The organism is Williamsia soli (assembly GCF_017377795.1).
Classification (GTDB): domain Bacteria; phylum Actinomycetota; class Actinomycetes; order Mycobacteriales; family Mycobacteriaceae; genus Williamsia; species Williamsia soli.
Genome location: NZ_JAFRDR010000004.1, coordinates 105069 through 131846, shown reverse-complemented (window position 1 = coordinate 131846; position 26778 = coordinate 105069). Strand labels below are relative to the sequence as shown.

Below are 26778 nucleotides of genomic sequence, written 5' to 3'. Positions count from 1 at the left end.
ACGGCCAGATTAGTCCGGCGCCGGCCGGACCGCCCGGCTCGTCTCGGCGATCACGGTGACCGAACCGGGCGCGATCTCGGTGAAGCCGGCATCTCTGACCGCGACAGCCGTTCCGTCCGCATCTGCGGCGAGGAGTCGATCCCAATCGCCGGTCGACGAGTCTCGAACAGACACCGGACAGCCGGCAGAAAACCATTGGGCCGCTTGCTCTCGATTCATCAGCTTGACAGCCAGCATCGAGGCATGCCCGACCTGTGCCGCGAGCTTCCCGACCGTCATCTCGAGCGCAGGGTTGACCCACAGCACTGGTCCGTCGGGCGCCCGGCCGGCAGCTGTTTCTCCCGAGATCTCGGTGCCACCGATCTGCAGGCGAGCAATGCGTTTGTCGGTTTCCCCCACCGGACCCGGGACAATGGCCCTGGCGCTCGCCGTCCCACAGCCGGCCGTCACCCCTGGAACCTCCTGCGCGGCTTCCCAATGAGCACCGCGCGCACGCCGCGCAATCTTCCTGATCCGCGCATCGCACCAGGCATCCATCGGCCCCGCCCATGGGCCGTCGCCACCACTGCGCTCGTCCAGACACAGCAGTGCGACCGCCGATGCCGCGGCATTCAGAAGGTCGGTGCGATCGGGCTGCTCTGCCTTGGGTATGTGCAGCACCATCTGCATGGCGAGCACCTGCCCGGGATCCGGCGGATCACTGTGCCCGCCAACGTATCCGACCAATCGATCGAATCGCTCAGCAAAGGTCGATGGCCGAGCCTCACTGCCTTGGGCCTCCGAGACGTCGTCCGGCTCCGAATCCATGGTCAGTTCAGCGGTACCCGGCGCATGACGCCGTCGATCGCATCCGCGGCCTCGATCTCGTCCCGGGTCACGCCGAGGATGAACAGCACGGCATCGAGGAACGGATGCGACAGGGCCGCATCGGCGACTTCCTGTAGCGCAGGTTTGGCGTTGAACGCGATACCCAATCCGGCGACCGTCAGCATGTCGATGTCGTTGGCACCGTCGCCGACGGCGATCGTCTGTTCCATCGGCACGCCGACACTGTCGGCAAACGCCCTGAGCGCCTTTGCTTTTCCGGCACGGTCGACGACCTCACCGATAACCCGTCCGGTCAGCTTGTTGTTGGAGCCGATCTCCAACGTGTTCGCCTTGACGAAGTCGAGTTCGAGCTCGTGGGCCAGCGGTTCGATGACCTGGCGGAATCCGCCGGAGACCACGCCACAGTGATAACCCATCCGGTGCAGCGTCCGGATGGTCGTCCGCGCGCCCGGCGTCAGTTCCAGTTCGTTCGCGACCTCGTCGAGCACGGATACATCGAGTCCGGCCAGCGCGGCGACGCGCTCGTGCAGCGATTGGGCGAAATCGAGCTCACCGCGCATAGCAGCCTCGGTTACCGCGGCGACCTCGGCTTCGCGGCCCGCACGAGCGGCGAGCATCTCGATGACCTCGCCTTGGATCAGCGTCGAGTCGACGTCGAAGACGATGAGACGTTTGGCCCGGCGGGCCAGGCCACCACGCTCGACCGCAACGTCGATGCCGTACTTGCTCGCGACACCGGCCAGCCCTTTACGCAGCGCGGCGTCTGCCGCGACGCTGTCGCGATCGACACTGATGAGCAGCTCCAGGCCGGTCACCGGGTAGTCCGCGATGCCCCGGATCGAATCGATGTTGCCACCCTGGCGGGCGAGTTCACCGGCGAGAGCGCTGAAACTCTTCGCGCTGACCGGACTTCCGAGGACAACCACAGCGTGCGTCGAGAGCCTGCGGTCGCCGTTCTCGGCGCCGACCTCGACGGTGACGTCGACGCCTACCGAGTCCATCGCCTGCTCGATGACCTCCTGCAGCTCCTCGCTGTCACCGATGCACCGGACGAGGACGCCGAGCGTGAGGCGGCCGCGAATGACCACCTGCTCGACATCGAGGATGCTGACGTTGCGGGTAGACAATGCCCCGAACAGGACTGACGTGACGCCAGGTTTGTCGTGTCCGGTCACGGTGATGAGCACAGACGTGCCCTCCGGCCCCGCGGTGTCGGCGCGGCCGGGGTTGATATCGGTGGTCACCTCAGTTCGAACCGGAATCTGATTCGCCCGACGATTCGTGACTCCCGACCGTCAACGGCTCTTCTTTGATCTCTTCGGCTTTGTGACTCTTTTGGCCAACGTGGGCTTCGTCGCGCATGCGGTCCACCATATGCGGGTAGTGCAACTCGAACGCAGGCCGCTCCGACCGAATGCGCGGAAGCTCGGTGAAGTTGTGCCGCGGCGGCGGGCAACTGGTCGCCCACTCCAGCGAATTGCCGAAGCCCCACGGGTCGTCGACGGTCACCACTTCGCCGTAGCGGTAGCTCTTGAACACGTTCCACAGGAACGGCAGCGTCGAAGCACCGAGGATGAACGCACCCACTGTCGAGATCACGTTGAGTGTGGTGAACCCGTCCGAGGACAGATAGTCGGCGTACCGACGCGGCATGCCCTCGTTTCCGACCCAGTGCTGCACCAGGAACGTGGTGTGGAAGCCGATCATCGTCAACCAGAAATGGATCTTGCCCAAACGCTCATCCAGCATCCGCCCGGTCATCTTCGGGAACCAGAAGTAGATACCGGCATAGGTGGCGAACACGATGGTGCCGAACAGCACGTAGTGGAAGTGCGCGACGACGAAGTAGCTGTCCGAGAGGTGGAAGTCCAGCGGCGGGCTCGCGAGCAGGACTCCGGTCAAACCACCGAAGAGGAACGTGATGATGAAGCCGACGGAAAAGAGCATGGGTGTCTCGAAGGTCAAGTGACCTTTCCACATCGTGCCTATCCAGTTGAAGAACTTCACACCCGTGGGCACCGCGATGATGAAGGTCATGAACGAGAAGAACGGCAACAGGACCGCACCCGTGGCGTACATATGGTGCGCCCACACCGCCACCGACAACGCAGCGATCGCCAGGGTTGCATAGACGAGCGTCGAGTACCCGAAGATGGGTTTACGGCTGAACACCGGGAAGATCTCCGAGACGATGCCGAAGAACGGCAGCGCGATGATGTAGACCTCAGGGTGACCGAAGAACCAGAACAGGTGCTGCCACAAGATCACGCCACCGTTGGCCGGGTCATAGAGCTGGGCGCCAAATTGTCGGTCGACCTCCAGACCCATCAACGCCGCCGTCAGCAGCGGGAACGCCAGCAGGATCAGCACGCTGGTGACCAGGATGTTCCAGGTGAAGATCGGCATCCGAAACATCGTCATGCCGGGCGCGCGCAGGCACACCACGGTGGTGACCATGTTGACCGCACCGAGAATCGTACCCAGACCGGAGACACCCAGGCCGAGGATCCACATGTCGGCGCCGGCACCCGGAGAGTGCACCGCATCGGTCAGTGGCGTGTAAGCGGTCCAGCCGAAGTCAGCCGCACCACCGGGGGTGATGAATCCGGCCACGGCCACCGTCGAGCCGAACACGAACAGCCAGAAACTGAAGGCATTCAACCGCGGGAACGCCACGTCCGGCGCGCCGATCTGCAATGGCAGCACCACGTTCGCGAAACCGATCACGATCGGCGTCGCGTACATCAGCAGCATCACGGTGCCGTGCATGGTGAACAGCTGGTTGTACTGCTCAGTCGACAGGAACTGCAGACCTGGAACAGTCAACTCGGACCGCATCAGCAAGGCCATCAGACCACCGATGAGGAAGAACGCAAAGCAGGCAACCAAATACATGATGCCGAGCAGTTTGTGGTCGGTGGTCGTCAACAACTTGTAGATGAACGAGCCCTTAGGCCCGGTGCGGTCGGGGTAAGGCCGTACCGGAGCCACCGCATTTGTGGGCTGGTCTAACGCAGTCACAGATCCTCCTATGGCGCCGCCACTCGCTCCGAGTCGTCGTGGTCGGCTGTTTGGCCCACGGCGGCGCGAAGCGCACTGGAGATGATCGTAAACCCTATGGGCCGACGAAACCGGCTATCCCCTACGACGGTTCGTAGGAGATAGCCGGTTTCGGTGTAGAAGGTGGCGCGATCAGCTCGGATCTGGGTCGGTCGACGACTCGTGGGTTCCGACTGTCAGCGGATCGCGACGAGCTTTCTCGGCCTTGTCACTGGTCTTGCCGTGAGCGGCACCGACGTGGGCTTCTTCCCGCATCCGCTCGACCATGTGCGGGTAGTGCAACTCGAACGCAGGCCGCTCCGACCGAATGCGTGGGAGCTCGGTGAAGTTGTGCCGCGGCGGCGGGCAACTGGTCGCCCACTCCAGCGAGTTACCGAAGCCCCACGGGTCGTCGACGGTCACCACTTCGCCGTAGCGGTAGCTCTTGAACACGTTCCACAGGAACGGCAGCGTCGAAGCACCGAGGATGAACGCACCGACCGTCGACACGATGTTCAACGTGGTGAACCCGTCCGAGGACAGATAGTCGGCGTACCGACGCGGCATGCCCTCGTTTCCGACCCAGTGCTGCACCAGGAACGTGGTGTGGAAGCCGATCATCGTCAACCAGAAATGGATCTTGCCCAAACGCTCATCCAGCATCCGCCCGGTCATCTTCGGGAACCAGAAGTAGATACCGGCATAGGTGGCGAACACGATGGTGCCGAACAGCACGTAGTGGAAGTGCGCGACGACGAAGTAGCTGTCCGAGAGGTGGAAGTCCAGCGGCGGGCTCGCCAACAGCACACCGGTCAAACCACCGAACAGGAACGTGATGATGAAGCCGACAGAAAAGAGCATGGGTGTCTCAAAGGTCATATGACCTTTCCACATCGTGCCTATCCAGTTGAAGAACTTCACACCCGTGGGCACCGCGATCAAGAAGGTCATGAACGAGAAGAACGGCAACAGCACTGCACCCGTGGCGTACATATGGTGCGCCCACACCGCCACCGACAACGCAGCGATCGCCAAGGTTGCATAGACCAGACCGCTGTACCCGAAGATGGGTTTACGGCTGAACACCGGGAAGATCTCCGAGACGATGCCGAAGAACGGCAGCGCGATGATGTAGACCTCAGGGTGACCGAAGAACCAGAACAGGTGCTGCCACAAGATCACGCCACCGTTGGCCGGGTCATAGAGCTGGGCGCCAAATTGTCGGTCGACCTCCAGACCCATCAACGCCGCCGTGAGCAGCGGGAACGCCAGCAGGATCAGCACGCTGGTGACCAGGATGTTCCAGGTGAAGATCGGCATCCGGAACATCGTCATGCCGGGCGCGCGCAGGCAGACGACGGTGGTGATCATGTTGACCGCACCGAGAATCGTGCCCAGACCGGAGACGGCCAGGCCGAGGATCCACATGTCGGCGCCGGCACCCGGAGAGTGCACCGCATCGGTCAGTGGCGTGTAGGCGGTCCAGCCGAAGTCGGCCGCACCACCGGGGGTGATGAATCCGGCCACGGCCACCGTCGAGCCGAACACGAACAGCCAGAAGCTGAAGGCGTTCAACCGCGGGAACGCCACGTCCGGCGCGCCGATCTGGAGGGGCAGCACCACGTTGGCGAAGCCGATGACGATCGGCGTCGCGTACATCAGCAGCATCACGGTGCCGTGCATGGTGAACAGCTGGTTGTACTGCTCGGTCGACAGGAACTGCAGGCCCGGAACAGTCAACTCGGACCGCATCAGCAAGGCCATCAGGCCACCGATGAGGAAGAACGCGAAGCAGGCAACCAAATACATGATGCCGAGCAGTTTGTGGTCGGTGGTCGTCAACATCTTGTAGATGAACGACCCCTTGGCCCCCGTGCGCTCGGGGTAAGGCCGTACCGGAGCCACCTGAGTAGTGGGCTGGTCTACCGCGGTCACTGATCCTCCTACCTGCGTGGCCACTCCGGAACGCCGCCGGGCGAGATGTTCTCCCGCCCACGACATGAGGGCACGGCGATGAATGTGCGCTGTGCACGATCGTATCCCGTCGCGGGAGCGCCGTTTGAGTGGGTCCTACGAAGTGTCGTATTTGTTTTGAGCAACAACCCGGGCCCCTCGTGGCCTGGGCGGTCAGCACGATCGCGAGTGCTAGTTTGTTCGAGAATTCAACCCTTGTCCGGCTGCCCGCAGAACCGAAAGAGTCCTCCAGTGAGCGATGTGTTCCGCCGTCCGCGCGGCTGGGCGGCTGTGGTCCTTACCGCGCTGGTCAGCGTAGCCGTGAGTGGGTGTATCGACTCCGAGGTTCCCGGTGGCGAGGGCACGATCACGACGACTACCACCCGGATCGCATCGGTCGACCTGGTCGATCCGACGCGGGACACCAACCTGACGTGTCAGCCGGCCGCTCCCGCCGACGCCGGTGCTCCCGATCCCCGACGGATTGTGGTCGCCGATCCAAATCTGCTGGATGCGCTGTGCGCGCTGGGTCTGCAGAACCGGGTAGTGGCCAGCACGACGATCGGAGGCTCGCTGCCGACGTTCATGGGCGATGCGGTGCACGACCTCCCGACCATCGGCGAGAAGAGCCGGCCGAATGTCGCCATGGCGGCAGCGGCGAACCCGGACCTGGTCCTCAGCTCTGGCGATTCACCCCTCGACGGCGCCATGGGATCCGTCGAGGTCGTCTCGATCGACCCTGCACAGGAGTGGGAGAAACGCTTTTCGGCCGTCGCTGCAGCGGTGGGCCGGACGGGCGCCGGCAAAGAACGGCTCCAGGCGTACCTCGACAGTTCCAAGGCGGTCGGCGACCGTATCGGTGCCCGGTATTCGCAGGCATCCTTGGTGCGCTTCGCCAAGGATTCCGAGATCGTGGAAGGCACCGACGCGTTTGCGGCGCAGGTCCTCACCGACATCGGAGTGCAACGGCCGCCGGGACAACGGGAACCCGAGCCCACGATCATCGACGACAAGAACTTCGAGATCGCGGACGGCGACGTCGTCTACGTCAGTTTCCAGGGCACGGACGGCGAGAAGTACGGCACGTCCGTCATGGAGAGCGACCGCTGGCTGGACATGGGCGCTCCGAGCTGGCGTCGGGTGCTGATCGTTGCCGATGACGTCTGGTACAGCTCAGGCGGCCTGTCGGCTGCAAATGTCGTGCTGGGGAATGTCCGGGACTCCCTGAACTGATCTGCAGGTCAACCATTCGGCAGGGTCGGAGTAACGGATGGGATTGGAATCACCCTGAGGACAACCCTGTGCCCCAACTGATGCACCCATGAGCATGACTGCATGACTGTCACCGACGAATACCTGGACAACAACCGCGCTTACGCGGCGGAGTTCTCCGGCCCCCTTCCGCTACCGCCGAGTCGCCATGTAGCAGTCGTCGCGTGCATGGACGCTCGCCTCGACGTCTACCGCATTCTCGGACTCAAGGACGGTGAGGCGCACGTCATCCGCAACGCAGGCGGCGTCGTCACCGACGACGAGATCCGCTCGCTCGCCATCAGTCAGCGTTTGCTCGGCACCACCGAGATCATCCTGATCCACCACACCGACTGCGGAATGCTCACGTTCACCGACGACGAGTTCAAGCGCGGCATCCAGGATGAGCTCGGTGTCAAGCCGCCCTGGTCGGCCGAGGCGTTCCCCGACCTTCACGAGGACGTGAAACAGTCACTGGCCCGCATCGAGAACTCCCCGTTCGTCACCAAGACCACATCCTTGCGCGGCTTCATCTTCGATGTCGCCACCGGAAAGCTCGAAGAAGTTTCTGCCTGAGATCGGGGCGGGGGCTCTGCACAGAAACGCTCCACTGGCCACGCGGCCGGTGGAGCGTTGTGCTTGGACTCCCCCAACAGAATTCGCGCCACTTACGACGAAACGCGCCAGCTGCTACTGGCGCGTTTCATCGTAGGTGGCGCGAACTTCTGGGTGGGCTAGAAGTCCCAGTCCTCGTCTTCGGTGTTGATGGCCTTACCGATGACGTAGGAGCTGCCGGATCCCGAGAAGAAGTCGTGGTTCTCGTCGGCGTTCGGTGAGAGCGCCGACAGGATTGCCGGGTTCACGTCGGTCTCATCCCGCGGGAACATCGCCTCGTAACCGAGGTTCATCAGCGCCTTGTTGGCGTTGTAGCGCAAGAACTTCTTGACGTCTTCACTGAGACCGACGTCGTCGTAGAGCGCCTCGGTGTAATCGGTCTCGTTGTCGTAGAGCTCGAACAGCAGCTCGAAGGTGTAGTCCTTCAGTTCTTGACGACGCTCGGGCGACTGGGTCTCCAACGCGCGCTGGTACTTGTAGCCGATGTAGTACCCGTGGACGGCCTCGTCGCGGATGATCAACCGGATCAGGTCGGCGGTGTTGGTGAGCTTGGCGCGCGACGACCAGTACATCGGCAGATAGAAACCGCTGTAGAAGAGGAACGACTCGAGCAGCGTCGAGGCGATCTTGCGCTTGAGAGGGTCGTCGCCACGGTAGTAGTCCATCACGATGCGCGCTTTGGTCTGCAGCTGCTCGTTCTCCTCGGACCACCGGAACGCCTCGTCGATGTCCTTGGTGGAGCACAGCGTAGAGAAGATCGAGCTGTAGCTCTTGGCGTGCACCGACTCCATGAACGCGATGTTGGTCAGCACCGCCTCTTCGTGCGGGGTGCTCGCATCCGGGATGAGGCTGACGGCGCCGACGGTGCCCTGGATGGTGTCGAGCAGCGTCAGGCCGGTGAAGACCCGCATGGTGAGCTGCTTCTCGACCTCGGTGAGCGTCCCCCACGACGGGATGTCGTTGGACACCGGCACTTTTTCCGGCAACCAGAAGTTGCCGGTCAGACGATCCCAGACCTCCGCGTCCTTCTCGTCGGGTACGCGGTTCCAGTTGATCGCCGAGACCCGGCTGACCAGCTTGATCGGCGCTCCGTCGGCCGGGCTGTGGCTCTGGGTGGACGTCATCGGGCTCCCCTGATGTTCGAAGGTGTTGTATTCCAGATGTTTACAGCATGCATGAGACGCAATTTTCCACCTCGGTCCCCTCGAGAGCCATCTGGCGCAGGCGGATGTAATAGAGCGTCTTGATGCCCTTACGCCACGCGTAGATCTGCGCCTTGTTGACGTCGCGGGTGGTGGCGGTGTCCTTGAAGAACAGCGTCAGACTCAGACCCTGGTCGACATGCTGGGTGGCGGCGGCATACGTGTCGATGATCTTCTCGTAGCCGATCTCGTACGCGTCCTGGTAGTAGCCCAGGTTGTCGTTGTCCATGAAAGGCGCCGGGTAGTAGACGCGGCCGATCTTGCCCTCTTTGCGGATCTCGATCTTGGCCGCCACCGGGTGGATCGAGCTCGTCGAGTGGTTGATGTAGCTGATCGAACCGGTCGGCGGAACCGCCTGCAGGTTCTGGTTGTAGATGCCGTGTTCCTGCACGCTCGCCTTGAGTTCGCGCCATTCGTCCTGCGTCGGAATCGCGATCCCCGCCTGCCCGAACAGGTCCCGGACCTTGTCGGTCTCCGGTTCCCAGGTCTTCTCGAGGTACTTGTCGAAGAACTCACCGGTGGCGTACTTGGACCGCTCGAACCCACCGAACGCCTTGCCGCGCTCCTTGGCGATCCGGTTCGAGGCCCGCAAGGCATAGAACAGCACCGTGTAGAAGTAGATGTTCGTGAAGTCGATGCCCTCTTCGGATCCGTAGTAGATCCGCTCACGGGCGAGGTATCCGTGCAGGTTCATCTGGCCGAGGCCGATGGCGTGCGAGGAGTCGTTGCCCTCCTGGATCGACGGCACCGAGGTGATCGCGGTCTGATCCGACACCGCGGTCAATCCACGGATGGCGGTCTCGATGGTGTGCGCGATGTCCGGAGAGTCCATCGTCTTGGCGATGTTGAGCGACCCGAGGTTGCACGAGATGTCCTTGCCCACACGGGAGTACGAGAGGTCGTCGTTGAACGTCGAGGCGGTCGAGACCTGCAGGATCTCCGAGCACAGGTTGGAGTGGGTGATCTTGCCGTCGATCGGGTTGGCGTTGTTCACCGTGTCCTCGAACATGATGTACGGGTAGCCCGATTCGAACTGCAGCTCCGCCAGGGTCTGGAAGAACTCGCGCGCCTTGATCTTGGTCTTGCGGATCCGACGGTCCTCGACCATCTCGTGGTACTTCTCGGAGACGCTGATGTCGGCGAACGGCACCCCGTAGATACGTTCGACGTCGTACGGGCTGAACAGGTACATGTCGTCGTTGCGCTTGGCGAGTTCGAACGTGATGTCCGGGATCACGACACCGAGCGAGAGCGTCTTGATCCGGATCTTCTCGTCGGCGTTCTCGCGTTTGGTGTCGAGGAAGCGGTAGATGTCGGGGTGGTGCGCGTGCAGGTACACCGCGCCCGCACCCTGACGGGCCCCGAGCTGATTGGCGTAGCTGAACGAGTCCTCGAGCAGCTTCATGATCGGGATGACACCCGAGCTCTGGTTCTCGATCTTCTTGATCGGCGCGCCGTGCTCACGAATGTTGCTCAGCAGCAGCGCAACTCCGCCGCCCCGCTTGGACAGCTGCAGCGCAGAGTTGATCGAGCGACCGATCGATTCCATGTTGTCTTCGATACGCAGCAAGAAGCATGACACGGGCTCCCCGCGCTGCTTCTTACCGGAGTTCAGGAACGTGGGGGTGGCCGGTTGGAAGCGGCCTTCGATGATCTCGTCGACCAGGTCGCGAGCCAACGCGGTGTCGCCGTCGGCGAGGGTCAGCGCCACCATCGACACCCGATCCTCGAATCGCTCGAGATAGCGTTTGCCGTCGAACGTCTTCAGCGTGTACGAGGTGTAGTACTTGAACGCGCCCAGGAAAGTCGGGAAGCGGAACTTCTTGCTGTAGGCGTGATCGAAGAGTCCCTTGACGAACTCACGGTCGTACTTCGCCAAAACCTCGGGCTCGTAATAGTTTTCCTCGACGAGGTACTTGAGCTTCTCTTCCAGGTTGTGGAAGAAGACGGTGTTCTGGTTGACGTGCTGCAGGAAGTACTGGTTGGCCGCCTCGCGATCCTTCTCGAACTGGATCTTGCCGTCGGCGTCGTACAGGTTCAGCATCGCGTTGAGCGAGTGGTAGTCCATCTCACCCGGGTCGCGCCCCGACGGGTCGGCGTGGGTACCGGACTTGCTGGCCGAGGCGTCTACTCGCGCATCGGTTACTGGGGTTGCGGTTGGCGACACTGTGACGACTCCTGGGCGTGGTCTGGGGCTGTTTGGTCTGGGGCAGATGATCTTTGGGCGAAGTGGTGGAGTCCGGTCTGGACCCGCTCGACGTCCTCGGTGTCACCCATCAGCTCGAACCGATACAGATAGGGCACCTGGCATTTACGCGAGATGATGTCTCCGGCGAAACAGAACTCTTCACCGAAGTTAGTATTCCCTGCCGCTATGACAGCGGTGATCAGGGAACGGTTGTGTGGGTTGTTCAGAAACCTGATGACCTGCTTCGGAACGAAGCCGCCGGCGCTCTTGACCGGTCCAGCTCCGCCTTCGGCTCCGTGTCCGCCCGATGTCTTACCGCCACCATAGGTGGGGCAGATCAGAACGTAGGGCTCATCGACGGTGAAACTGCCGTCGTGATCGATCAGCGGGATCCGGCGCGCTCGCAGTCCGAGCTTTTCGACGAATCGGTGCGTGTTCTCCGAGACGCTCGAGAAGTAGACGATCAGCGGCGCCTCGGAGAACTCTGCGGGTGCGGAGCGTCCGGGAATCTTCCCCATATCCCGACCTCCACGATGTTGCCGACGGGTAGAGCTGAGAACGATGGATCAGGCAGCTGCTGTGACGAGCGCCTTGATGCGATCGGGGCGGAAACCCGACCAGTGGCTGTCACCGGTGACGACAACAGGTGCCTGCAGGTAACCGAGGGCCATGACGTAGTCGCGGGCGTCAGAGTCTTCGGTGATGTCGACGATCTCGTACGCGAGACCGTTCTTGTCGAGGGCCTTGTACGTGGCGTTGCACTGCACGCACGCAGGCTTGGTGTAGACGGTGATGGTTGCGGTGGCCGAAGCTGTCATATCCCCAGAACTCCCTCTTGACGTGCCGACGGTCGGTTGACGCGACCTGCTCAAACGTGTTTCAAATCTTGATTCTGTCGGCTTGTCGGTGTTGTTCCTCAGGTTCAACCCCTGGCGGCCGTTCAGTGTTCCAAACACTACACCTAGTGCCTGACATTCGGGAACAACACAACACGTTGCGAATGACATTCATGAAAGTCCCAGGTCGCGTGTGTGCACCAGCGTGAATTCCGGCGTGTCCCGGCGTGTCGTGCGTCACAGATCGAGAATCCATGATGCGGCGGACACAAACGTCCCCGTCGGCAGTGTCCGAGGGCGGCGTTCCCTCGGACACTGCTGACGGGGACGTTTGTGGGGAAGATCAGGCAGCAACCTCGGTGGTTGCGGCAGCGAGCACGGTGACGGCCTGCCGCAGCTGCTCGACGACCTCGGGAACGTCGGTGACCGGTCGGCCTTCCAGCCGCCCGATCGGGAGGTGGAGTTCGATGTCCTCGACCACGCGGCCGCCGGCGATACCCACCGCGCGACTGGTGTCGTCGTGCGACCATTTGCCGCCGAACTGCGCCAGTGCGGCGCCCAGGACGCCAACGGACTTACCCGTGATCGCACCTGCACCGTATGGACGGGAAAGCCAGTCGATCGCGTTCTTCAAGACGGCAGGAATCGTCCCGTTGTATTCCGGGGTCGAGATCAGCACGGCATCGGCGTCCCCGACGGCCGCGCGCAGCCGGACGACCTCGGCATTCACCGGTTCGACGTCGATGTCCTCGTTGTAAAAGGGCAGCAACTCCAGGCCTGCATACATCTGAACCTCGACGCCGGCAGGAGCATTGTCCGCCGCCACCTGAGCGAGGGAGCGGTTGACCGAGCCCTTCCGCAGACTTCCGACCAGCACCAGGATCTTCGTATTGTTCTCGTCGCCCATCACAGTCCTCCTTCATCCGGGCCGTTGATCGCCCGGGTCTTCTCGCGTCGATCACATGACACCACCTCAAACGGACCGTGGTCCGAATCCATTCCCGATCTTGGTACCCGATACAGTCAGGGTTGTGTCAACGCCCTCTCGGCACCCGTCGCAGGGTGTGGACCCCCAGCACACCGGCAACAGCACTGCGCTGCCGGTTGTCGGTCTCGGCTCACCCACACCCGCCGCCGCGCCCACCGCCGCAACCGACAGGGCGCTGCCGCTGTCGAACGCCCACGAGCATGTGTTCCCAGTCCCCGAGTCGGGTGAATCCGAGCGTGCCGACGCCGCTCGCAACCGCCAATTACTCATGGAGGCCGCAACCCGCCTGATCGAATCGCAGGGGGCCTCGGCGGTGACCATGGACGCGGTCGCTCGCGAGGCCGGCGTCGGCAAAGGCACCGTCTTCCGTAGATTCGGCAACCGGACCGGCCTGATGCTCGCACTGCTCAACCATTCCGAGATGCAGTTGCAGCAGGCCTTCTTGACCGGGCCCGCGCCGCTGGGTCCCGGAGCGCCCGGTGAGCGGGTCGACCCGCTCGATCGCTTGATCGCGTTCGGACGGGCCCGCCTGGCGACGGCTTCGGCACACCTCGACATCCTCCTCGAGGCCGAGGACACCGGTCCCCAGCGCTTCAGTCACCCCACCCGCACCGTCGTTGTCATGCACACACGAATGCTGTTGACGCAGATCGGCTTCCGCGGAAACCTCGAAGTGATGTGCATGGCTGTGCTGGCTCCGCTGGAAGCACCTGCGATCCATCACATGCGCAACAACGACCGAATGTCCGTGGAGGAGATCGGCGACTACTGGGAGAACCTGGTCCGCGCGCTACGTCCTCTACCCTGACCCGTCGTTCAGGTCGGCGGCTCGATTCGACTGCCGGCCGGATCCGGCGCCATGCCATCGTGCGACACCAGGGCGTTGTCTCGGGACAGGGTTGGCCCGGCCGCGAGCAGCGACACGATCGACCACGGCGCCAGAGCGGGGGTGTCCCCGAGCCCGATGGTCGCGGCGGTGTCCAGGTCTGGGATCCCGTAACGGACACCTGAATCGTTGACGTAGAACAGCGATTCCGCGCGGGTGCTGTCCGGTTCGGATCCGGTCACCTGGATGAGATGCCCGCGCCCCGGTTCGACGAAGACCGCGTCCAGGCCCGGGCCGGGGCCGTCGGCACCGGCGAGTACGACGGGCATCTCGCGCGTGCCCAACGGCAGTATCGAGCCGAGCAGCAACCGCGCGTCCGCTTCGTGATCGTCGGCAGACCTCGACCATGCGTGACACAGCACGGGATCGGCCTCGACACCAGCCCATCGGGGCACCTTCACCGGGAACTCGTCCACCGGGAGAAGGCTCACCGTCTCAACCCCGGTCAACTCTGCCGGACTCACGGTCGGGACGCTGTCACCCCCGACGGGGTCGGCCTGTCGAATGACCTCGGCCGCGACCTCACCGATCTGCTGCACGCCCTGCGCCAACGCGACGTAGAACGTCGGCTCGCCCGTCAGCGTCGTAGCCTTGATCACAGCGCCGATCGGGATGTCGCGACCGAGTGCAGAGGGGGCACCCCTGTTCGGGATGGCCGGCACCACAAGCGGATCGACCTCCGGGAGCGCGTTGAGGACACCGGGGCTGATGGGTCGTACATCTGCACCGTCGATGTCCAGGGCCCGCCGCACCGGGACACTGCCGACGTCGACGCGAGACCGCGTGCCGCCCGCGACCAGGAACACCTCATCGCCCGCTGACACCAACACCGCTTCCCCACCGCCTGCGGCCCGGATCTGGTCGCCGAGCTCAGGTTCGGCGGTCGCGGCGACCGTGGTCACCTGCCCCGCCACGACGGTGTCACAGACCGTCCAGTTCGACTGCCCCTTGTTAGCCGGCCCAGGCAGAGCAGTAGGCGCGCCGGGGATGCCCAGGAGCGGACCCCGGGGGTACCCGGTGAGCTTCTTCTCACCCACCGATTTCGGCGAATCGTCGGTACCGATGATCAACCGGGCAGAGGTGAGATTGAGCACCGGATGCAGACGACCGTCGACGACGACATACGTCGCGCCCGCCTTCTTGCTCACGATGATCTTCGAATTCCCCACCGCGCCCTGCGGTTTGATCAACCCATACACACCGAATCCAGCCACGACGAGTACCGCGAGCACCACACCGACCATCAGTGAGCGCATCTGCGAACGCATCGGATCGTGCAGCATCCTCACGTCGCGCCGGATCAGCGCATGCTCGAGTCGGCGCAGCAAAAAGCGATAGCCATTGACCTGAGCCTTTGTCGTCAATTGAGCCGGCACAGCCGTACCCCCCGTCCTCCCGCGGTGTAGCGTATAGCAGCATCGCGGGGGACGATGGGTGTGGGGGATTTCATGAAGATCGTCGGGCCGGGCGTATCGCAGCGGAGCTCGATCGTGTGGATCGAACTATTGATCGCGGGGGCTCTGGTGTTGTCCTACGACGCCGGTGCCCTGTGGTGGTGTGCTGTGGCTGTCGCCGTCGCGGCGTCGCTGATGCTGGTCGCGCTACCCGGACGGATGTCGGGCGCGAGGCGCATCGGTCTCCGCGTGGGTCTGTGGCGCCGTCAGGTGTTCGGGTCGCCCCAGTCCGACGGTTCCAAGCCTGATCAGGCCCCCTTCGACATCCCGGTTCCCGAAGCAGGTCCGATCGGCGCACGTTGGGACGGCGCGTGCATGGTGACCGTCGTCCGTATCGACACCCCCGCACCTGGTTTGAACTTCCTCGACCCCGGTCGAAGCACCGGCGGCCCCGCCGTACCCCTGTCGACGCTGGCGGAGTGCGTCGACCAATTCGACATCGCCCTCGAGTCGATCGACGTGATCAGTCACGGGATCCGCACGCACGGCACGGGTCGGGTGGCACAGGTGTACCGACGCACCCTGGGACCGCTGCCCGCCACGGCGTACCGCTCGGTGCTGGTGGTGCTGCGTCTCGACCCCACGCGGTGTCCCGACGCTGTCGCCCGCCGCGGCGGTGGCTCCGAGGGTGCGCTGCGTACCGCCATCGTCGCCACCCGCAGGGTCGCGAACCGGATCGCCGAACGCGGATTGTCGGTGAGCATCCTCTCCGCCGCCCAGATCACCGCGGCGACAACACAGTTGGCGCATGGCGCCGACTCCGGTTCCGCCAGGGAGGATTGGGACTCGGTCACCACCGACCGCCTCCGGATGCGGACCTACGCTGTCGATCCCGAGCATCTGCCGTCGATGCTCGGCTCGGTGTGGGCGGTCCCCTCACTCTCGACCACCCTCACCCTCAGGCTGAGGTCCGCGGGCGACCGCACGACGTCGCTCCGCGCGCTCGTCCGCTTCAACACACTCGGTGACGACGAGCCGGTGATCGACGGACTGATCGACCTCGTCGGCCGTCAGCGTGCCGCCCTCGCCGCGAGCCTGCCGGTCGGTGCGGCGGACGCGTTGCCGGCCGTCGGCGAACAGGCGCACACCCTCGAATCACTGGCGGCCCTGCGCTTGTCAGCTGCCGGATGCGGCCAGCTCATCGGCGCCGATCACAGTGGCCGCGCCGTCGCCGTCGACCTGCTCGGAGGCGGTCCACACGTCGTCGCCATCAGTGGCGGTCTGCATCTGGCCCAGCAGGTGCTGCTGCGGGCGATCGCGGTGGGCGCCCGCGTGCTGGTCCACACCGACGATCCCGCTCAGTGGCACCAGTTCGTGACGGCGGTCGGCGACCCCGGATTGTTGGCCCTCGCCGGCGGCCGGGTCTCGCCGGGTCACTTCACGGTGGCGGTCTTCCACGGGATGTCGCCTGTCGCAGTCGACGCGCCAACGATCATCATGCTGCTGCCGCCGGGCACCGACAGCACCGAGGCCGACGTTCGGCTGAAACAGAACCACGCAGCGCCACAGGACATCTGGGTCGGCACGCCCAGCGGTTCAACGATGGTGACGATGGTCGCCACGCCAGACGAGATCGGATTCATCGGGCACAGCCTCCCGTCGATGGCACGCCAGAGCTGACCGTAGACCCGATCCGGTCACCTGAGGGGTCTGAACCCGGTCGACGCGGCCTCGACGGGGGAAAGTCAGAAGTTGCCCGGCACAAGCGCACGGAAAAACGTCGAATGGGCCGACGCCGCGTGCACCACGACGTCGGGCTCATCGTCGCCGATCCAGGCCGCAGACCCTTGCGGTACGAGCAACTGCTTGGCCGATCCGCGCAGTTCGATCGATCCGGAGGTACACAGCAGGATCTGCGGGCCGGGGACATCGAACAAGATCGATGATGGCCGGCGCATACCGGTTCCGTCCAACTCCACCTTGGACAGCCGGAACTCCGAAACCGGCGCCTGATAGATCATTTCGGCGTTGACGGTGTGCACCGTCGGGGCGATGTCCGCTGGGGTGACAGGGGTGAAGTCGAGCACGCGGAGCAGTTCCGGGACGTCGACGTGCTTGGGTGTCAGCCCTCCACGCAAGACGTTGTCGGAGTTCGCCATCACCTCGATGGCCGTACCACCGAGGTACGCGTGCAGATTGCCGGCCGGGAGGAAGAGTCCCTGCCCGGGTTTCAAAGCGACCCGGTTCAGCAGCAACACGGCGAGCACCCCGGGATCCGTCGGGTAGTTCTCGCCGATCTCGAGCAGGGTCCGGGCCACGAGTGCGAATTGCGTCTGCCCGGATTCGAGGTATCGGATCGCCCCGGCCAGAACGGCCGGGATCAGCACCGACAACGCCGATTCCGGAAGGGTGATCCACGTGGTGAACAGGGCTCGGAGCCCCTGCGGATCAGGTTGCCCCGCAAGCATACCCAGATGGCTGTCCAACTCAGGTACCTGCAAGACCCGCAGCAACTCGACGGTGTCGGCGATATCGCGAAAGCCTGCGAGCGCATCGAAATCGGTGAGAGCGACGACGAGTTCCGGTTTGTGGTTGTCGTCGCGGTAATTACGGTTGGCGGCCCCGACCTCGATCCCCTGCGCATTCTCGCGCGCGAATCCCTCCTTCGCCTGCTCCAGGCTGGGATGCGCCTGCAGGGACAGCGGTTCTTCTGCCGCGAGCACCTTCAACAAGAACGGCAGACGTCCGCCGAATTGGTCAGCACACTGTGCGCCGAGCTGACCCGCGGGATCAGAATCGATCACCTCGAGCAGCGTCGCTGTCGAGTTGCCATCGTGCGCCGGCGCCGGCGCCGCCGGATGCGCGCCGAACCACAACTCCGCTTCGGGGTGAGCACTCGGGGTCGGCAATCCACGCAGATCGGCCAACGCGGTCCGCGACCCCCAGGCATACGGTCTGACCACGCCGTCGAGCAGGCGCATCAGCGTTCCCCCACCAGTCGCAGATAGGCACCGGCCATATCGGTCCGCAGCGCAAGGATCATCAGAGGCACAAGATCTCCCAACCCAGGCGGGCCCGACGGCGGCGACTCGCCGGTCGGTGCTTCGGCGGGACCGCTGATCTGTATGTCGACCTCCGGCAGGGTCGCGGTGAGACGACGGGCAAGCCATTCCCGATCGGGGGTGGTGAGCACTTGGACTCGTACCGGTTCGGCGGCAGGACCGTCGATCTGCGCATCATGGAAGATTGGATCGTAGTCGGTGGGCAACGCCGCGCCGTGCAGCAGCCGCCCCGCGGCCACCACGTCATGCAGATCCGTTGCCACACTGATACTTCCAGCGCTCGCGAAGAAGGTTCGCGCCGCGTGTGCGGCCAGAGCCATTCCGGCCGGGGTCTCCGCGGTCCACACGGTCGGTCTGCCGACCACCCGGGCGGCGAGTTCCTTGGCAGCGTTGTGGAACATCTCGTTACCGGGATGGTTGCCTGCCGCTTCTCGGTCGAGTTCGTCAGCCAGCTCCGCCAGCTTCGCCCGCTCGCCGGACATCCGGACAGCATCCAGGTTGTCGAGCACCGCGACGAGCACCGAAACGTAGTGTGCGAACCGGAAACGTTCGAGTACGCGTATCCGCGGGGACATGTCGAGCACCGGTCCACCAAGGGATTCGCGCAACGGACCCTCGAGAGGCCCGGCGACAACGACCTCGGCCTGTCTCCGACCTGCCCTCGACGCGGCCTCGGCAAGACGCGGATCACCCGCGTCGTCGCCGGCGACGACCACCACATCCAACGGCCCGATCCACGACGGCAGGACGGCGGTCTTGATGAGTGGCACGTCGATATGCGGGCCGACCAGGGCCAGCACCAGATCCGTCGCGCGTCCGGCAGTCCCGTCGCCGCAGACGACGACGACCGCGCGAGGCCGCAGATGCCGCAACGGCTCGAGCGCACCTTCCTCGCGTGCCGCGACAACGGCACGCACCTGTGCTCCGGCCAGCGCGGACGCGGGCAGCAGACCTTCGACGTCGGCATCCGTCAGGGCGGCGACATCGTCGAGGTCGGGAGCTCCGGTCAGCATGTCACCAGCCTAGTGCTCCGAGCCGATCAGGCGGCGTCTCACACGCAAGCCCACGACCCGTCGACGTCTGCCCGGCAACGTTCCGCTCTCAACCCCGAACCACCCCGAGGATCCGCTCCACCAGTGCGTCGACGCGCGAGGGCGACGCCGCCTCCACATTGAGCCGCAGCAGCGGCTCGGTGTTCGAGGCACGCAGGTTGAACCACGAGCCATCGGTCAGGTCGACCGTCACCCCGTCCATCCTGGTGGTGCCCGCGGTCTCATCGGCGAACTCCGCCAACACTGCCGCCGTGCGGGCGGCCTGGTCGTCCACCGTGGAATTGATCTCGCCCGAGTTCGAATAACGTTCGTAGCGGGACATGATTTTCGACAGCGGCTCGTCGGACGCCCCGAGGGCGGCCAGGACGTGGAGCGCGGCGAGCAGTCCCGAGTCGGCACCCCAGAAGTCGCGGAAATAGTAGTGCGCCGAATGCTCGCCGCCGAAAACCGCGCCTGTTTCGGCCATCTGTTGCTTGATGAACGAATGCCCAACTCGCGTGACCACCGGAGTACCACCCAACTCGCGGACGAGTTCAGGAACCGCCCGTGAGGTGATCAGATTGTGGATCACGGAAGCACCGGGGTTCTTCGCGAGTTCCCGCTCGGCCACGAGCGCGGTCACCGCCGACGGCGAAACCGGTTCACCCAGCTCATCGACCACAAAACAGCGGTCTGCGTCACCATCGAACGCCAACCCGATGTCGGCGCCCGTCTCTGTGACGTAGGCCTGCAGGTCGATCAGATTCTTTGGATCGAGCGGATTCGCCTCGTGGTTGGGAAAGGTTCCGTCGAGCTCGAAGTAGAGTGGCCGTACGGTGAACACCTCGCAACCGCCGAGGACCACCGGAACTGTGTGACCTCCCATGCCATTGCCCGCATCGACGGCGACCGTCAAGTGCCGCAGACCGGAAAGATCGACGAGCTTGTGCAGAAACGCCGCATAGTCCGCGAGTACGTCGCGCTCGGTGAGAGTTCCCCTGGCGACCTCAGGTGTGGACACGCCATCGACCAGTTCCGCCGAGATGGTGGCGAGACCGGTGTCCTGGCCGACCGGTTTGGCGCCCGCCCGGCACAACTTGATGCCGTTGTAACTCGCGGGGTTGTGACTCGCGGTGAACATCGCCCCGGGCCGGTCGAGATCACCCGATGCGTAGTAGAGCTGATCGGTGGAGGCCAGACCGATCATCGTCACGTCCAGCCCCTCGGCCAACGCGCCATCGGCAAAGGCCGCGGCCAGCACCGGCGACGATTCACGCATGTCGTGGCCGACCACCAGGGCACTCTGACCTTCGGCCCGCATCAGCCGCGCGAACGAAGCTCCGACCGCCCTGACGAAATCCTCGTCGATCTGGCTCCCCACCAGTCCACGCACGTCGTAGGCCTTGATGACAGCGCTCACGAGTTCGGAACTGAAGACCTTTGCGGGACCACTCACAGGTTGGCTCCTTCTTGTCATGTGCGGGTGCGTGATCGGGGACTCGAAGAGTCCCGCATGTGTTCAACCCTAGTCGGGTCGAGGTCCGCTTTCAGTGGCCCGCGAGCGATCGCGGGCAACGGGGCCGCCGGATAACCATGACGGAACTGCAGAGTAAGCACACCGAAGACCCGACTCCATCCTGGTACTCCCGGGTGCGTTTCGCCGAGTTCACCGCGGCGCGGTTCGGGTCCACCACATTCGACCTGGTCCTCGTGCGCCGGGTGACCGTGACGATCTGGGCCCTCACGCTCCTCGTGCTGCTCGGCACTCGGACGATGTCGTTCAGCAGGTCGTACGTCCTGCTCGCCATCGCGATCGGGCTCGCGGCCGCATCGATCGGACGCCGCAACATCCTGTCTGTCGTCCGCGATTGGCTCCCGTTCGGCATCCTCCTCGCGGTCTACGACTCCACCCGGGGTATCGCCGCATTCCTGGGGATGCCGACGCAGTGGGAATGGCCTGTCGATGCGGATCGCTGGATGTTCGGTGTCGTGCCGACCGTGTGGTTGCAGGAACACCTCAAAATGGCAGAGCCCCAGTGGTGGGAAGTCATCACCAGCGCTGTCTACATGTCTTACTTCATCGTCCCGTACGCGTTGGCCGGCTACCTCTGGCTGCGCGATCGGGTCCAGTGGAAGAAGTTCGTCCTGCGCTTCGTCGCGATCTTCTTCCTCGGGCTGATCGGGTACATCATGGTTCCCGCCGCGCCGCCATGGGCCGCGGCAAAGTGCACCACGGCAGAAGTTGTCGACGGCCCGGCCTTTCCGCCCTGCATCACCGAACCGGTCCAGGACGCTCCCGGCGGCGGACTCCTCGGCCCGGTCGAGCCAACCAACCCCGGCGCAGCGCCGTACACCGAACGGATCTCGAGCCGCGGCTGGGACGTCTTGCACTTCGGCCCGGTCCGGACGGTTCTCGAGCAGGGCCAGGAGAAGTCCAACCAGGTGGCGGCGATCCCGTCGTTGCACGCGGGTGTGACGGCGCTGCTCGCGATGTTCATGTGGTCCCGCACCAAGGCCCTCGGTCGCACCCTGTTCACCGGCTATGCGCTCATCATGGCGTTCACGCTCGTCTATTCGGCGGAGCACTATGTGATCGACGTGTTACTCGGCTGGGGCCTGGCCGCGCTGGTGATGATCGGCAGCAACTACGGCGAAAAAGCATGGTCCCGGCGCAGAGCCAGGCGAGCCGTCGACAAGCCCGAGGCCGACATGGTCGATCTGCCGAGCGCTGCGATGACCGAGACCGAGGAACTCAGTCGACGGGATCAGGCAGGACTCGAAGATGTCCCCGGCGGCCGGGTCGTGGGCGGGGAAGCGGATCGGGCCCGCTGAGGGACTCCTCGCGGCGACCATGCGAGCGGATACGCGGACTCGAGGCGTCGGACGAGGCGACGGGAGCCGACCGCGGCACCAATCCCCCGCCTGATGCCTCACGCACGACGTCGGCCAACGCGGTCAGATCGTCCTCGTCGCGCAGTGGCGGGGCGAAGCCGCCCTCGCTGCGCAGCATCTCCCAGCCGCGCGGGACAGTGATCCGGGTTGCGTGGGTGTCGCAGAGATCCCAGGAGTGCGGTTCGGCCGACGTGGCCAGCGGCCCGACGACGGCGGTGGAATCTGAATACACAAAAGTCAGGGTTGCCACCGCCGGATTGGCGCAGCCGGGCCTGGAACACTGACGTGGGAGCCTCACGGTAGGAAGATTATCCCGACCACCCGGCGGGTCGAAGCAGGACACACCGCAGCCGACTGCTTAGACTTGCGGCCTATGGCTCACATTCGACCTCCACAGGCCCGCCCGCGGCGTCGCCGTAGTGGTCGCGGTGTTCCGCGGGTCAGGGATCGTCGTGGTCGCGGATTGCGGTCGACACTGCTTCCGCCGCATGTGCCCGCCTGGACGAGCCGGGCCCAGAGCTTCGACGCGATGGTTCTGGAGGCATTCGCCGAGATCGACGCGCGATGGCACAGCCGGCTGACCGGATTGGACCTCGCCGTCGACGACGTGCCTCGAATGTTGCCGAGGGACCCCGATACCGTCCAGTGGCCTGCGGAGGTCACCGCGGATGGCCCCATCCCCCTGGCCAGGCTCATCCCGTCCGGTATGGACTCCGCAGGTAGGGCCACGAAGGCGCGGATTCTGCTGTTTCGCAGGCCGCTGGAGAGTCGCGCGACGAAGGGCGCGGATCTGTTGGATCTGATTCACGAGGTGCTGGTCCAGCAGGTGGCAGCCCACCTCGGCGTCGACGAGGACACCATCGACCCACCATCGTGACGTCACCGGGACAAGCGCCGGCAACTCAAGAGTTATTGCGGTACAACAAAATTCAGGCTCAGAAGGTCAGACGATGCCGCGCTTGATACGCCGGCGCTCCCGTTCGGACAACCCGCCCCAGATGCCGAACCGCTCGTCCTTGTGCAGGGCATACTCAAGGCATTCAGAACGCACCTCGCAGCCCTGGCAGATGCGCTTTGCTTCCCGAGTCGATCCACCCTTTTCGGGGAAGAACGCCTCCGGGTCGGTCTGTGCGCACAGCGCACGGTCCTGCCACTGGTCTTCGATGTCTTCGAACATATCATCGAATGCGGATGTGACCAGGCTCAGGCGAGGACGATCATCTAGTTGGTTTTCGGTTGCGTTCGATTGCGAATCGACTTGCGGTTCAAGGCTGTTGGTAGCCACGTGTTCAAGAGCCATCGTCCCGCCTCCTCATCTCACTTCGAATTGTGCAGTTGGTCAATCTGATTCGAACAAGTGATCGATCACCAAGTCCTGCAACAATTCTCGCTGTCAAAACTTGGAATGACACTGATGTGATTAGACACGGTTTCAGGTGTCCAGGTCAAGCTCAGCGGGAAATTGCTTTATCACCCCCACCGCCGATTCCCGAGTCTCGACACGGGGTTGATGCCGAAATCGCCACTGAAAAGTGCACCCAAGAGTATCGAACAGTTCGAACGCGCCCCGGACTCCGGTCGTCCTCACTACACCCCTGTCCCCAACGTTACGTGTAGTCGGCTCGGTGCGAGGCACTTCGGAAGACCGCCTACCCTGGTTCCCTGTGAAGGTGACGGTTCTCGTCGGTGGCGTCGGTGGCGCCCGGTTTCTGCAAGGGGTACGCACGCTTCTGGGACCCACCGCGTTCCCAGAGGTGCTCGCGTCCGGACGCGTCCCGTCCCCGCATGAGGTGACGGCGATCGTGAACGTCGGCGACGACGCATGGATGCACGGGGTGAGGATCTGTCCTGACCTCGATACCTGCATGTACACGCTCGGCGACGGCATCGACCCCGAACGGGGCTGGGGCCGGCGGGCGGAAACCTGGCATGCCAAAGAAGAATTGGCCGCGTACGGCGGTGACCCCGACTGGTTCGGCCTGGGCGACCGAGATCTCGCCACCCACCTCATCCGGACCCAGATGCTCGACGCGGGTTACCGCCTCAGCGACATCACTGCCGCACTGTGCAAGCGGTGGGACCCGGGTGTGCGGCTGCTGCCGGCCACCGACGACCGCCACGAGACCCACGTCGTCGTGACCCGGCCGGGCAGCGGCGACGGAGAGGCCGAAGAGAAGGTCGCCATCCATTTCCAGGAGTGGTGGGTTCGCTACCGCGCCCAGATACCGACCGACGGTTTCGCCCAGGTGGGTTCCGACGATGCGAAGGCCGCCCCGGGCGTGCTCGAGGCGATCGCCGACGCCGACATCATCCTGATGGCGCCATCGAACCCTGTTGTCAGCGTGGGTGCGATCCTGTCGGTTCCCGGCGTGCGCGGCGCGTTGCGGACCACCAGCGCGCCGGTCGTAGGCATCTCCCCCATCATCGACAATCGTCCACTGCGCGGCATGGCCGATGAATGTCTGTCGGTCATCGGTGTCGAGACGACCGCGGAAGCGGTCGGGCGACACTACGGCGCCCGTTCTGAGAACGGGGTCCTCGATGGCTGGCTCATCGCCACAGGCGACACCGCCGACGTGCCCGGTGTCGCGGTGCAGTCGGTACCCCTGCTGATGACCGACCCCACCACGACCGCCCAGATGGTCCGCGCGGCCTGCGATCTCGTCGGCGTGTCCTATGAGTGAGTACACCGCAGACCTCGGGGACCACGCTGCTCCCGGCGCCCTGGAGATCCTCCCCATCACCGGCCTACCCCGCTTTCGCAAGGGCGACGACCTCGCCGGTGCTCTGGCATCCGCGGCGAACTGGCTGCGTGACGACGACATCCTGGTGGTGACGAGCAAGATCATCTCCAAGGTCGAAGGTCGCATGGTGCCTGCGCCGACCGACCCCGACGCCCGCGATGCCGCCCGGCGCGCACTCGTCGACTCCGAAGCGGTTCGCGTGGTGGCCCGCAAAGGCCGGACTCTGATCACAGAGAATCGGCTCGGCATCGTGCAAGCCGCCTCCGGCGTCGACGGCTCCAACGTCGACGGGGACGAGTTGGCGCTGCTGCCCGTCGATCCCGACGCGAGCGCGGCAGCGTTGCGCTCAGCGCTACGAGAGCTCCTCTCGGTGGAGGTGGCCGTGTTGATCACCGACACGATGGGACGGGCCTGGCGCGTCGGACAGACCGACCAGACGATCGGGGCCTCGGGCATCGCCGTCACGCACCCGTATGAGGGATCGGTCGACGAGTACGGCAATGCGCTCATCGTGACCGACATCGCGGTCGTCGACGAGCTCGCCGCCGCCGCAGACCTGGTCAAGGGCAAGCTCGGAGAGATTCCGGTCGCCGTGGTGCGCGGTCTGCGTCCCCGCGAAAACGGCACCACGGCAAGAGATCTGGTTCGACCAGGAGCCGAGGATCTGTTCTGGCTCGGAACCACCGAGGCCATCGACCTCGGTCGCAGACAAGCCCAACTGATGCGCAGATCGGTCCGCCGCTACGCGAGGGCCCGGGTGCCGGCCGACGTCATGAACGAAGCCTTCGCCGAAGCGCTGACCGCACCTGCTCCACATCACAGCCACCCGGTGCGGTTCATCTGGCTGCGTGACCGCGATCGGCGCGTGCGACTACTCGACGCGATGTCGAAGCGGTGGCGTGCCGATCTGACCGCCGACGAGAAGTCGGCCGAGTCGATCGACAAACGCGTGGCAAGAGGGCAATTACTCTACGACGCACCAGAGGTGGTCATCCCGATTCTCACCTCCGAAGGCCGACACGATTATCCGGATGCCGTCCGCAATACCGCCGAGCACACGATGTTCACTGTCGCCGCCGGCGCAGCGGTCCAAGGATTGCTGGTCTCGCTGGCGGTACGTTCGGTGGGTAGCTGCTGGGTCGGTTCGACGATCTTCACGCCGGACCTGGTCCGCAGCGAGTTGGAACTACCCGCGGATTGGGAGCCTCTCGGTGCGATCGCCGTCGGGTATCCCGATTCCCCCGACGACGGGCCACGGCCGCCGGCCGAGATCGAGAACCTGGTGGTGGAGCTGTGAGTGCAGAATCGCTGCATCAGTCCGCCACGGAGCTGCTCACCACGTGGACAACGTCGGACCCACACCAGGACTCGTTGCGACACACCGTGTTGGCGTTCCTCGCCGCGGCACCTCTCGGATGTCTCCGGGCGTGCGAGGCCGGACACATCACGGCGTCGACCATTGTGCTGAACGCTGCCCGGACCCATGTGCTGCTGACATTGCATCCACGGGTGGGCAAGTGGATTCAACTCGGCGGCCATTGCGAGGAGTCCGATGCCACCATCGTCGCCGCGGCCACTCGCGAGGCGCAGGAAGAATCCGGGATCTCCGACCTGGTCGCCGAACCGCAACTGGTGCAGGTTCACACGCATCCGATCACGTGCTCGCTGGGTATACCGACGCGTCATCTCGATCTACGGTTCGTCGCCGTGGCGGTCGACGGCCCCGATGGTGCGCTGCCCGACTTCGTCCGCAGCGAAGAGTCGGTCGATTTGGCTTGGTGGCCGATCGACGCACTCCCCGAGAACACCGAATTGCCGGCAATTCCCGAGCTCATCGCCGCGGCACTTCGCGTCTCCTGACGGCGCAAT

24 protein-coding genes are annotated in these 26778 nt (G+C 64.4%); 9 read left to right on the top strand and 15 right to left on the bottom strand.

Translation table 11 applies throughout. The features are described from left to right. Positions 1-9 precede the first annotated feature (9 nt). From J3S28_RS12585 to ctaD (J3S28_RS12570), 4 genes are all read right to left on the bottom strand, one after another. Entirely contained in the window at positions 10-807 is a 798-nt protein-coding gene (locus J3S28_RS12585) for an aminoacyl-tRNA hydrolase (RefSeq protein ID WP_207841066.1), read from the bottom strand. 2 nt (positions 808-809) lie between these two features. After that, positions 810-2072, bottom strand: coding sequence for a phosphoserine phosphatase SerB (gene serB, locus J3S28_RS12580; protein WP_307797080.1), 1263 nt, complete (start codon positions 2070-2072; stop codon positions 810-812). Position 2073: 1 nt separating this feature from the next. Beyond that, complete coding sequence (ctaD, locus tag J3S28_RS12575; protein ID WP_207841064.1) at positions 2074-3849, bottom strand: aa3-type cytochrome oxidase subunit I; 1776 nt, start codon at positions 3847-3849, stop codon at positions 2074-2076. A gap of 171 nt (positions 3850-4020) precedes the next feature. Beyond that, positions 4021-5802, bottom strand: a complete 1782-nt coding sequence (gene ctaD / locus J3S28_RS12570) for an aa3-type cytochrome oxidase subunit I (protein WP_207841062.1) — start codon at positions 5800-5802, stop codon at positions 4021-4023. A 270-nt stretch (positions 5803-6072) separates the two neighbouring features. Between ctaD (J3S28_RS12570) and J3S28_RS12565 the strand changes: the two genes are divergently transcribed. Together J3S28_RS12565 and J3S28_RS12560 are read left to right on the top strand one after the other, a co-directional pair. Beyond that, positions 6073-7053 carry an ABC transporter substrate-binding protein gene (locus J3S28_RS12565; RefSeq protein ID WP_207841060.1) on the top strand — a complete coding sequence of 327 codons (981 nt, stop codon included), beginning with the start codon at positions 6073-6075 and terminating at the stop codon, positions 7051-7053. A gap of 102 nt (positions 7054-7155) precedes the next feature. Continuing rightward, the gene (locus tag J3S28_RS12560; RefSeq protein WP_207841058.1) at positions 7156-7647 is read left to right on the top strand and encodes a beta-class carbonic anhydrase; all 492 of its coding nucleotides are present in this window, start codon (positions 7156-7158) and stop codon (positions 7645-7647) included. A gap of 158 nt (positions 7648-7805) precedes the next feature. On the opposite strand, the gene nrdF is transcribed toward J3S28_RS12560, so the two are convergent. From nrdF to J3S28_RS12535, 5 genes are all read right to left on the bottom strand, one after another. Continuing rightward, positions 7806-8810: a class 1b ribonucleoside-diphosphate reductase subunit beta gene (gene nrdF / locus J3S28_RS12555; protein WP_207841056.1), complete on the bottom strand. Its 1005-nt coding sequence runs from the start codon at positions 8808-8810 to the stop codon at positions 7806-7808. Between the two features lie 40 nt (positions 8811-8850). Next, positions 8851-11055 (bottom strand): class 1b ribonucleoside-diphosphate reductase subunit alpha, encoded by a 2205-nt coding sequence (gene nrdE, locus J3S28_RS12550; RefSeq protein ID WP_207841053.1) that lies wholly within the window; start codon positions 11053-11055, stop codon positions 8851-8853. Then, positions 11031-11594 (bottom strand): class Ib ribonucleoside-diphosphate reductase assembly flavoprotein NrdI, encoded by a 564-nt coding sequence (nrdI, locus tag J3S28_RS12545; RefSeq protein WP_207841051.1) that lies wholly within the window; start codon positions 11592-11594, stop codon positions 11031-11033. Before nrdI ends, nrdE begins: the two co-directional genes overlap by 25 nt. A gap of 48 nt (positions 11595-11642) precedes the next feature. After that, on the bottom strand, positions 11643-11894 hold the full coding sequence (locus J3S28_RS12540; RefSeq protein ID WP_207841049.1) for a redoxin NrdH: 252 nt from the start codon (positions 11892-11894) through the stop codon (positions 11643-11645). A 361-nt stretch (positions 11895-12255) separates the two neighbouring features. Then, the gene (locus J3S28_RS12535) at positions 12256-12819 is read right to left on the bottom strand and encodes an NADPH-dependent FMN reductase (protein ID WP_207841047.1); all 564 of its coding nucleotides are present in this window, start codon (positions 12817-12819) and stop codon (positions 12256-12258) included. A 124-nt stretch (positions 12820-12943) separates the two neighbouring features. Here J3S28_RS12535 and J3S28_RS12530 point away from each other — a divergent pair, with 124 nt between their 5' ends. After that, a complete protein-coding gene (locus tag J3S28_RS12530) occupies positions 12944-13708 on the top strand; it encodes a TetR/AcrR family transcriptional regulator (protein ID WP_372435999.1) in 765 nt (254 codons plus the stop codon). An 8-nt stretch (positions 13709-13716) separates the two neighbouring features. Here J3S28_RS12530 and eccB read toward each other — a convergent pair whose 3' ends face one another. Further along, complete coding sequence (gene eccB / locus J3S28_RS12525; RefSeq protein WP_207841045.1) at positions 13717-15162, bottom strand: type VII secretion protein EccB; 1446 nt, start codon at positions 15160-15162, stop codon at positions 13717-13719. A 60-nt stretch (positions 15163-15222) separates the two neighbouring features. Between eccB and eccE the strand changes: the two genes are divergently transcribed. Beyond that, positions 15223-16860 (top strand): type VII secretion protein EccE, encoded by a 1638-nt coding sequence (gene eccE, locus J3S28_RS12520; RefSeq protein ID WP_307797078.1) that lies wholly within the window; start codon positions 15223-15225, stop codon positions 16858-16860. A 65-nt stretch (positions 16861-16925) separates the two neighbouring features. On the opposite strand, the gene manA is transcribed toward eccE, so the two are convergent. From manA to J3S28_RS12505, 3 genes are all read right to left on the bottom strand, one after another. Continuing rightward, positions 16926-18161, bottom strand: coding sequence for a mannose-6-phosphate isomerase, class I (gene manA, locus J3S28_RS12515; RefSeq protein ID WP_207841043.1), 1236 nt, complete (start codon positions 18159-18161; stop codon positions 16926-16928). Further along, positions 18161-19255, bottom strand: coding sequence for a hypothetical protein (locus J3S28_RS12510; protein WP_207841034.1), 1095 nt, complete (start codon positions 19253-19255; stop codon positions 18161-18163). The genes manA and J3S28_RS12510 overlap by 1 nt, the downstream gene beginning before the upstream one ends. 88 nt (positions 19256-19343) lie before the next feature. Continuing rightward, on the bottom strand, positions 19344-20750 hold the full coding sequence (locus J3S28_RS12505) for a phosphomannomutase/phosphoglucomutase (protein WP_207841033.1): 1407 nt from the start codon (positions 20748-20750) through the stop codon (positions 19344-19346). Positions 20751-20866: 116 nt separating this feature from the next. On the opposite strand from J3S28_RS12505, the gene J3S28_RS12500 reads away from it, so the two are divergent. Beyond that, positions 20867-22105 carry a phosphatase PAP2 family protein gene (locus J3S28_RS12500; RefSeq protein WP_207841031.1) on the top strand — a complete coding sequence of 413 codons (1239 nt, stop codon included), beginning with the start codon at positions 20867-20869 and terminating at the stop codon, positions 22103-22105. On the opposite strand, the gene J3S28_RS12495 is transcribed toward J3S28_RS12500, so the two are convergent. Beyond that, the gene (locus tag J3S28_RS12495; protein WP_207841030.1) at positions 22026-22463 is read right to left on the bottom strand and encodes a DUF3499 domain-containing protein; all 438 of its coding nucleotides are present in this window, start codon (positions 22461-22463) and stop codon (positions 22026-22028) included. The two genes, J3S28_RS12500 and J3S28_RS12495, sit on opposite strands and share 80 nt — an antisense overlap. 75 nt (positions 22464-22538) lie before the next feature. Between J3S28_RS12495 and J3S28_RS12490 the strand changes: the two genes are divergently transcribed. Beyond that, on the top strand, positions 22539-23042 hold the full coding sequence (locus tag J3S28_RS12490; protein ID WP_207841028.1) for a metallopeptidase family protein: 504 nt from the start codon (positions 22539-22541) through the stop codon (positions 23040-23042). Between the two features lie 66 nt (positions 23043-23108). Here the strand turns inward: J3S28_RS12490 and J3S28_RS12485 are convergent, their stop codons facing one another. Continuing rightward, the gene (locus J3S28_RS12485) at positions 23109-23342 is read right to left on the bottom strand and encodes a WhiB family transcriptional regulator (RefSeq protein WP_168186967.1); all 234 of its coding nucleotides are present in this window, start codon (positions 23340-23342) and stop codon (positions 23109-23111) included. A 487-nt stretch (positions 23343-23829) separates the two neighbouring features. On the opposite strand from J3S28_RS12485, the gene cofD reads away from it, so the two are divergent. From cofD to J3S28_RS12470, 3 genes are read left to right on the top strand one after another with little or no spacing between them, the layout of a single operon-like run. Next, complete coding sequence (gene cofD, locus J3S28_RS12480; RefSeq protein WP_207841027.1) at positions 23830-24849, top strand: 2-phospho-L-lactate transferase; 1020 nt, start codon at positions 23830-23832, stop codon at positions 24847-24849. Next, positions 24842-26206, top strand: a complete 1365-nt coding sequence (locus tag J3S28_RS12475) for a coenzyme F420-0:L-glutamate ligase (protein ID WP_207841026.1) — start codon at positions 24842-24844, stop codon at positions 26204-26206. Before cofD ends, J3S28_RS12475 begins: the two co-directional genes overlap by 8 nt. After that, positions 26203-26769 carry an NUDIX hydrolase gene (locus J3S28_RS12470; RefSeq protein ID WP_207841025.1) on the top strand — a complete coding sequence of 189 codons (567 nt, stop codon included), beginning with the start codon at positions 26203-26205 and terminating at the stop codon, positions 26767-26769. The genes J3S28_RS12475 and J3S28_RS12470 overlap by 4 nt, the downstream gene beginning before the upstream one ends. The last annotated feature ends 9 nt before the right edge of the window (positions 26770-26778 follow it).

Bases quoted from the DNA above. Each gene is read 5' to 3' on its own strand.
- J3S28_RS12585 (WP_207841066.1), bottom strand. From the start codon at position 807: ATGGATTCGGAGCCGGACGACGTCTCGGAGGCCCAAGGCAGTGAGGCT.
- J3S28_RS12560 (WP_207841058.1), top strand. From the start codon at position 7,156: ATGACTGTCACCGACGAATACCTGGACAACAACCGCGCTTACGCGGCG.
- nrdF (WP_207841056.1), bottom strand. From the start codon at position 8,810: ATGACGTCCACCCAGAGCCACAGCCCGGCCGACGGAGCGCCGATCAAG.
- J3S28_RS12510 (WP_207841034.1), bottom strand. From the start codon at position 19,255: ATGCTGACCGGAGCTCCCGACCTCGACGATGTCGCCGCCCTGACGGAT.
- J3S28_RS12500 (WP_207841031.1), top strand. From the start codon at position 20,867: ATGACGGAACTGCAGAGTAAGCACACCGAAGACCCGACTCCATCCTGG.
- nrdI (WP_207841051.1), bottom strand. From the start codon at position 11,594: ATGGGGAAGATTCCCGGACGCTCCGCACCCGCAGAGTTCTCCGAGGCG.
- J3S28_RS12505 (WP_207841033.1), bottom strand. From the start codon at position 20,750: ATGACAAGAAGGAGCCAACCTGTGAGTGGTCCCGCAAAGGTCTTCAGT.
- J3S28_RS12535 (WP_207841047.1), bottom strand. From the start codon at position 12,819: ATGGGCGACGAGAACAATACGAAGATCCTGGTGCTGGTCGGAAGTCTG.
- J3S28_RS12475 (WP_207841026.1), top strand. From the start codon at position 24,842: ATGAGTGAGTACACCGCAGACCTCGGGGACCACGCTGCTCCCGGCGCC.
- J3S28_RS12485 (WP_168186967.1), bottom strand. From the start codon at position 23,342: ATGTTCGAAGACATCGAAGACCAGTGGCAGGACCGTGCGCTGTGCGCA.
- J3S28_RS12490 (WP_207841028.1), top strand. From the start codon at position 22,539: ATGGCTCACATTCGACCTCCACAGGCCCGCCCGCGGCGTCGCCGTAGT.
- J3S28_RS12540 (WP_207841049.1), bottom strand. From the start codon at position 11,894: ATGACAGCTTCGGCCACCGCAACCATCACCGTCTACACCAAGCCTGCG.
- manA (WP_207841043.1), bottom strand. From the start codon at position 18,161: ATGCGCCTGCTCGACGGCGTGGTCAGACCGTATGCCTGGGGGTCGCGG.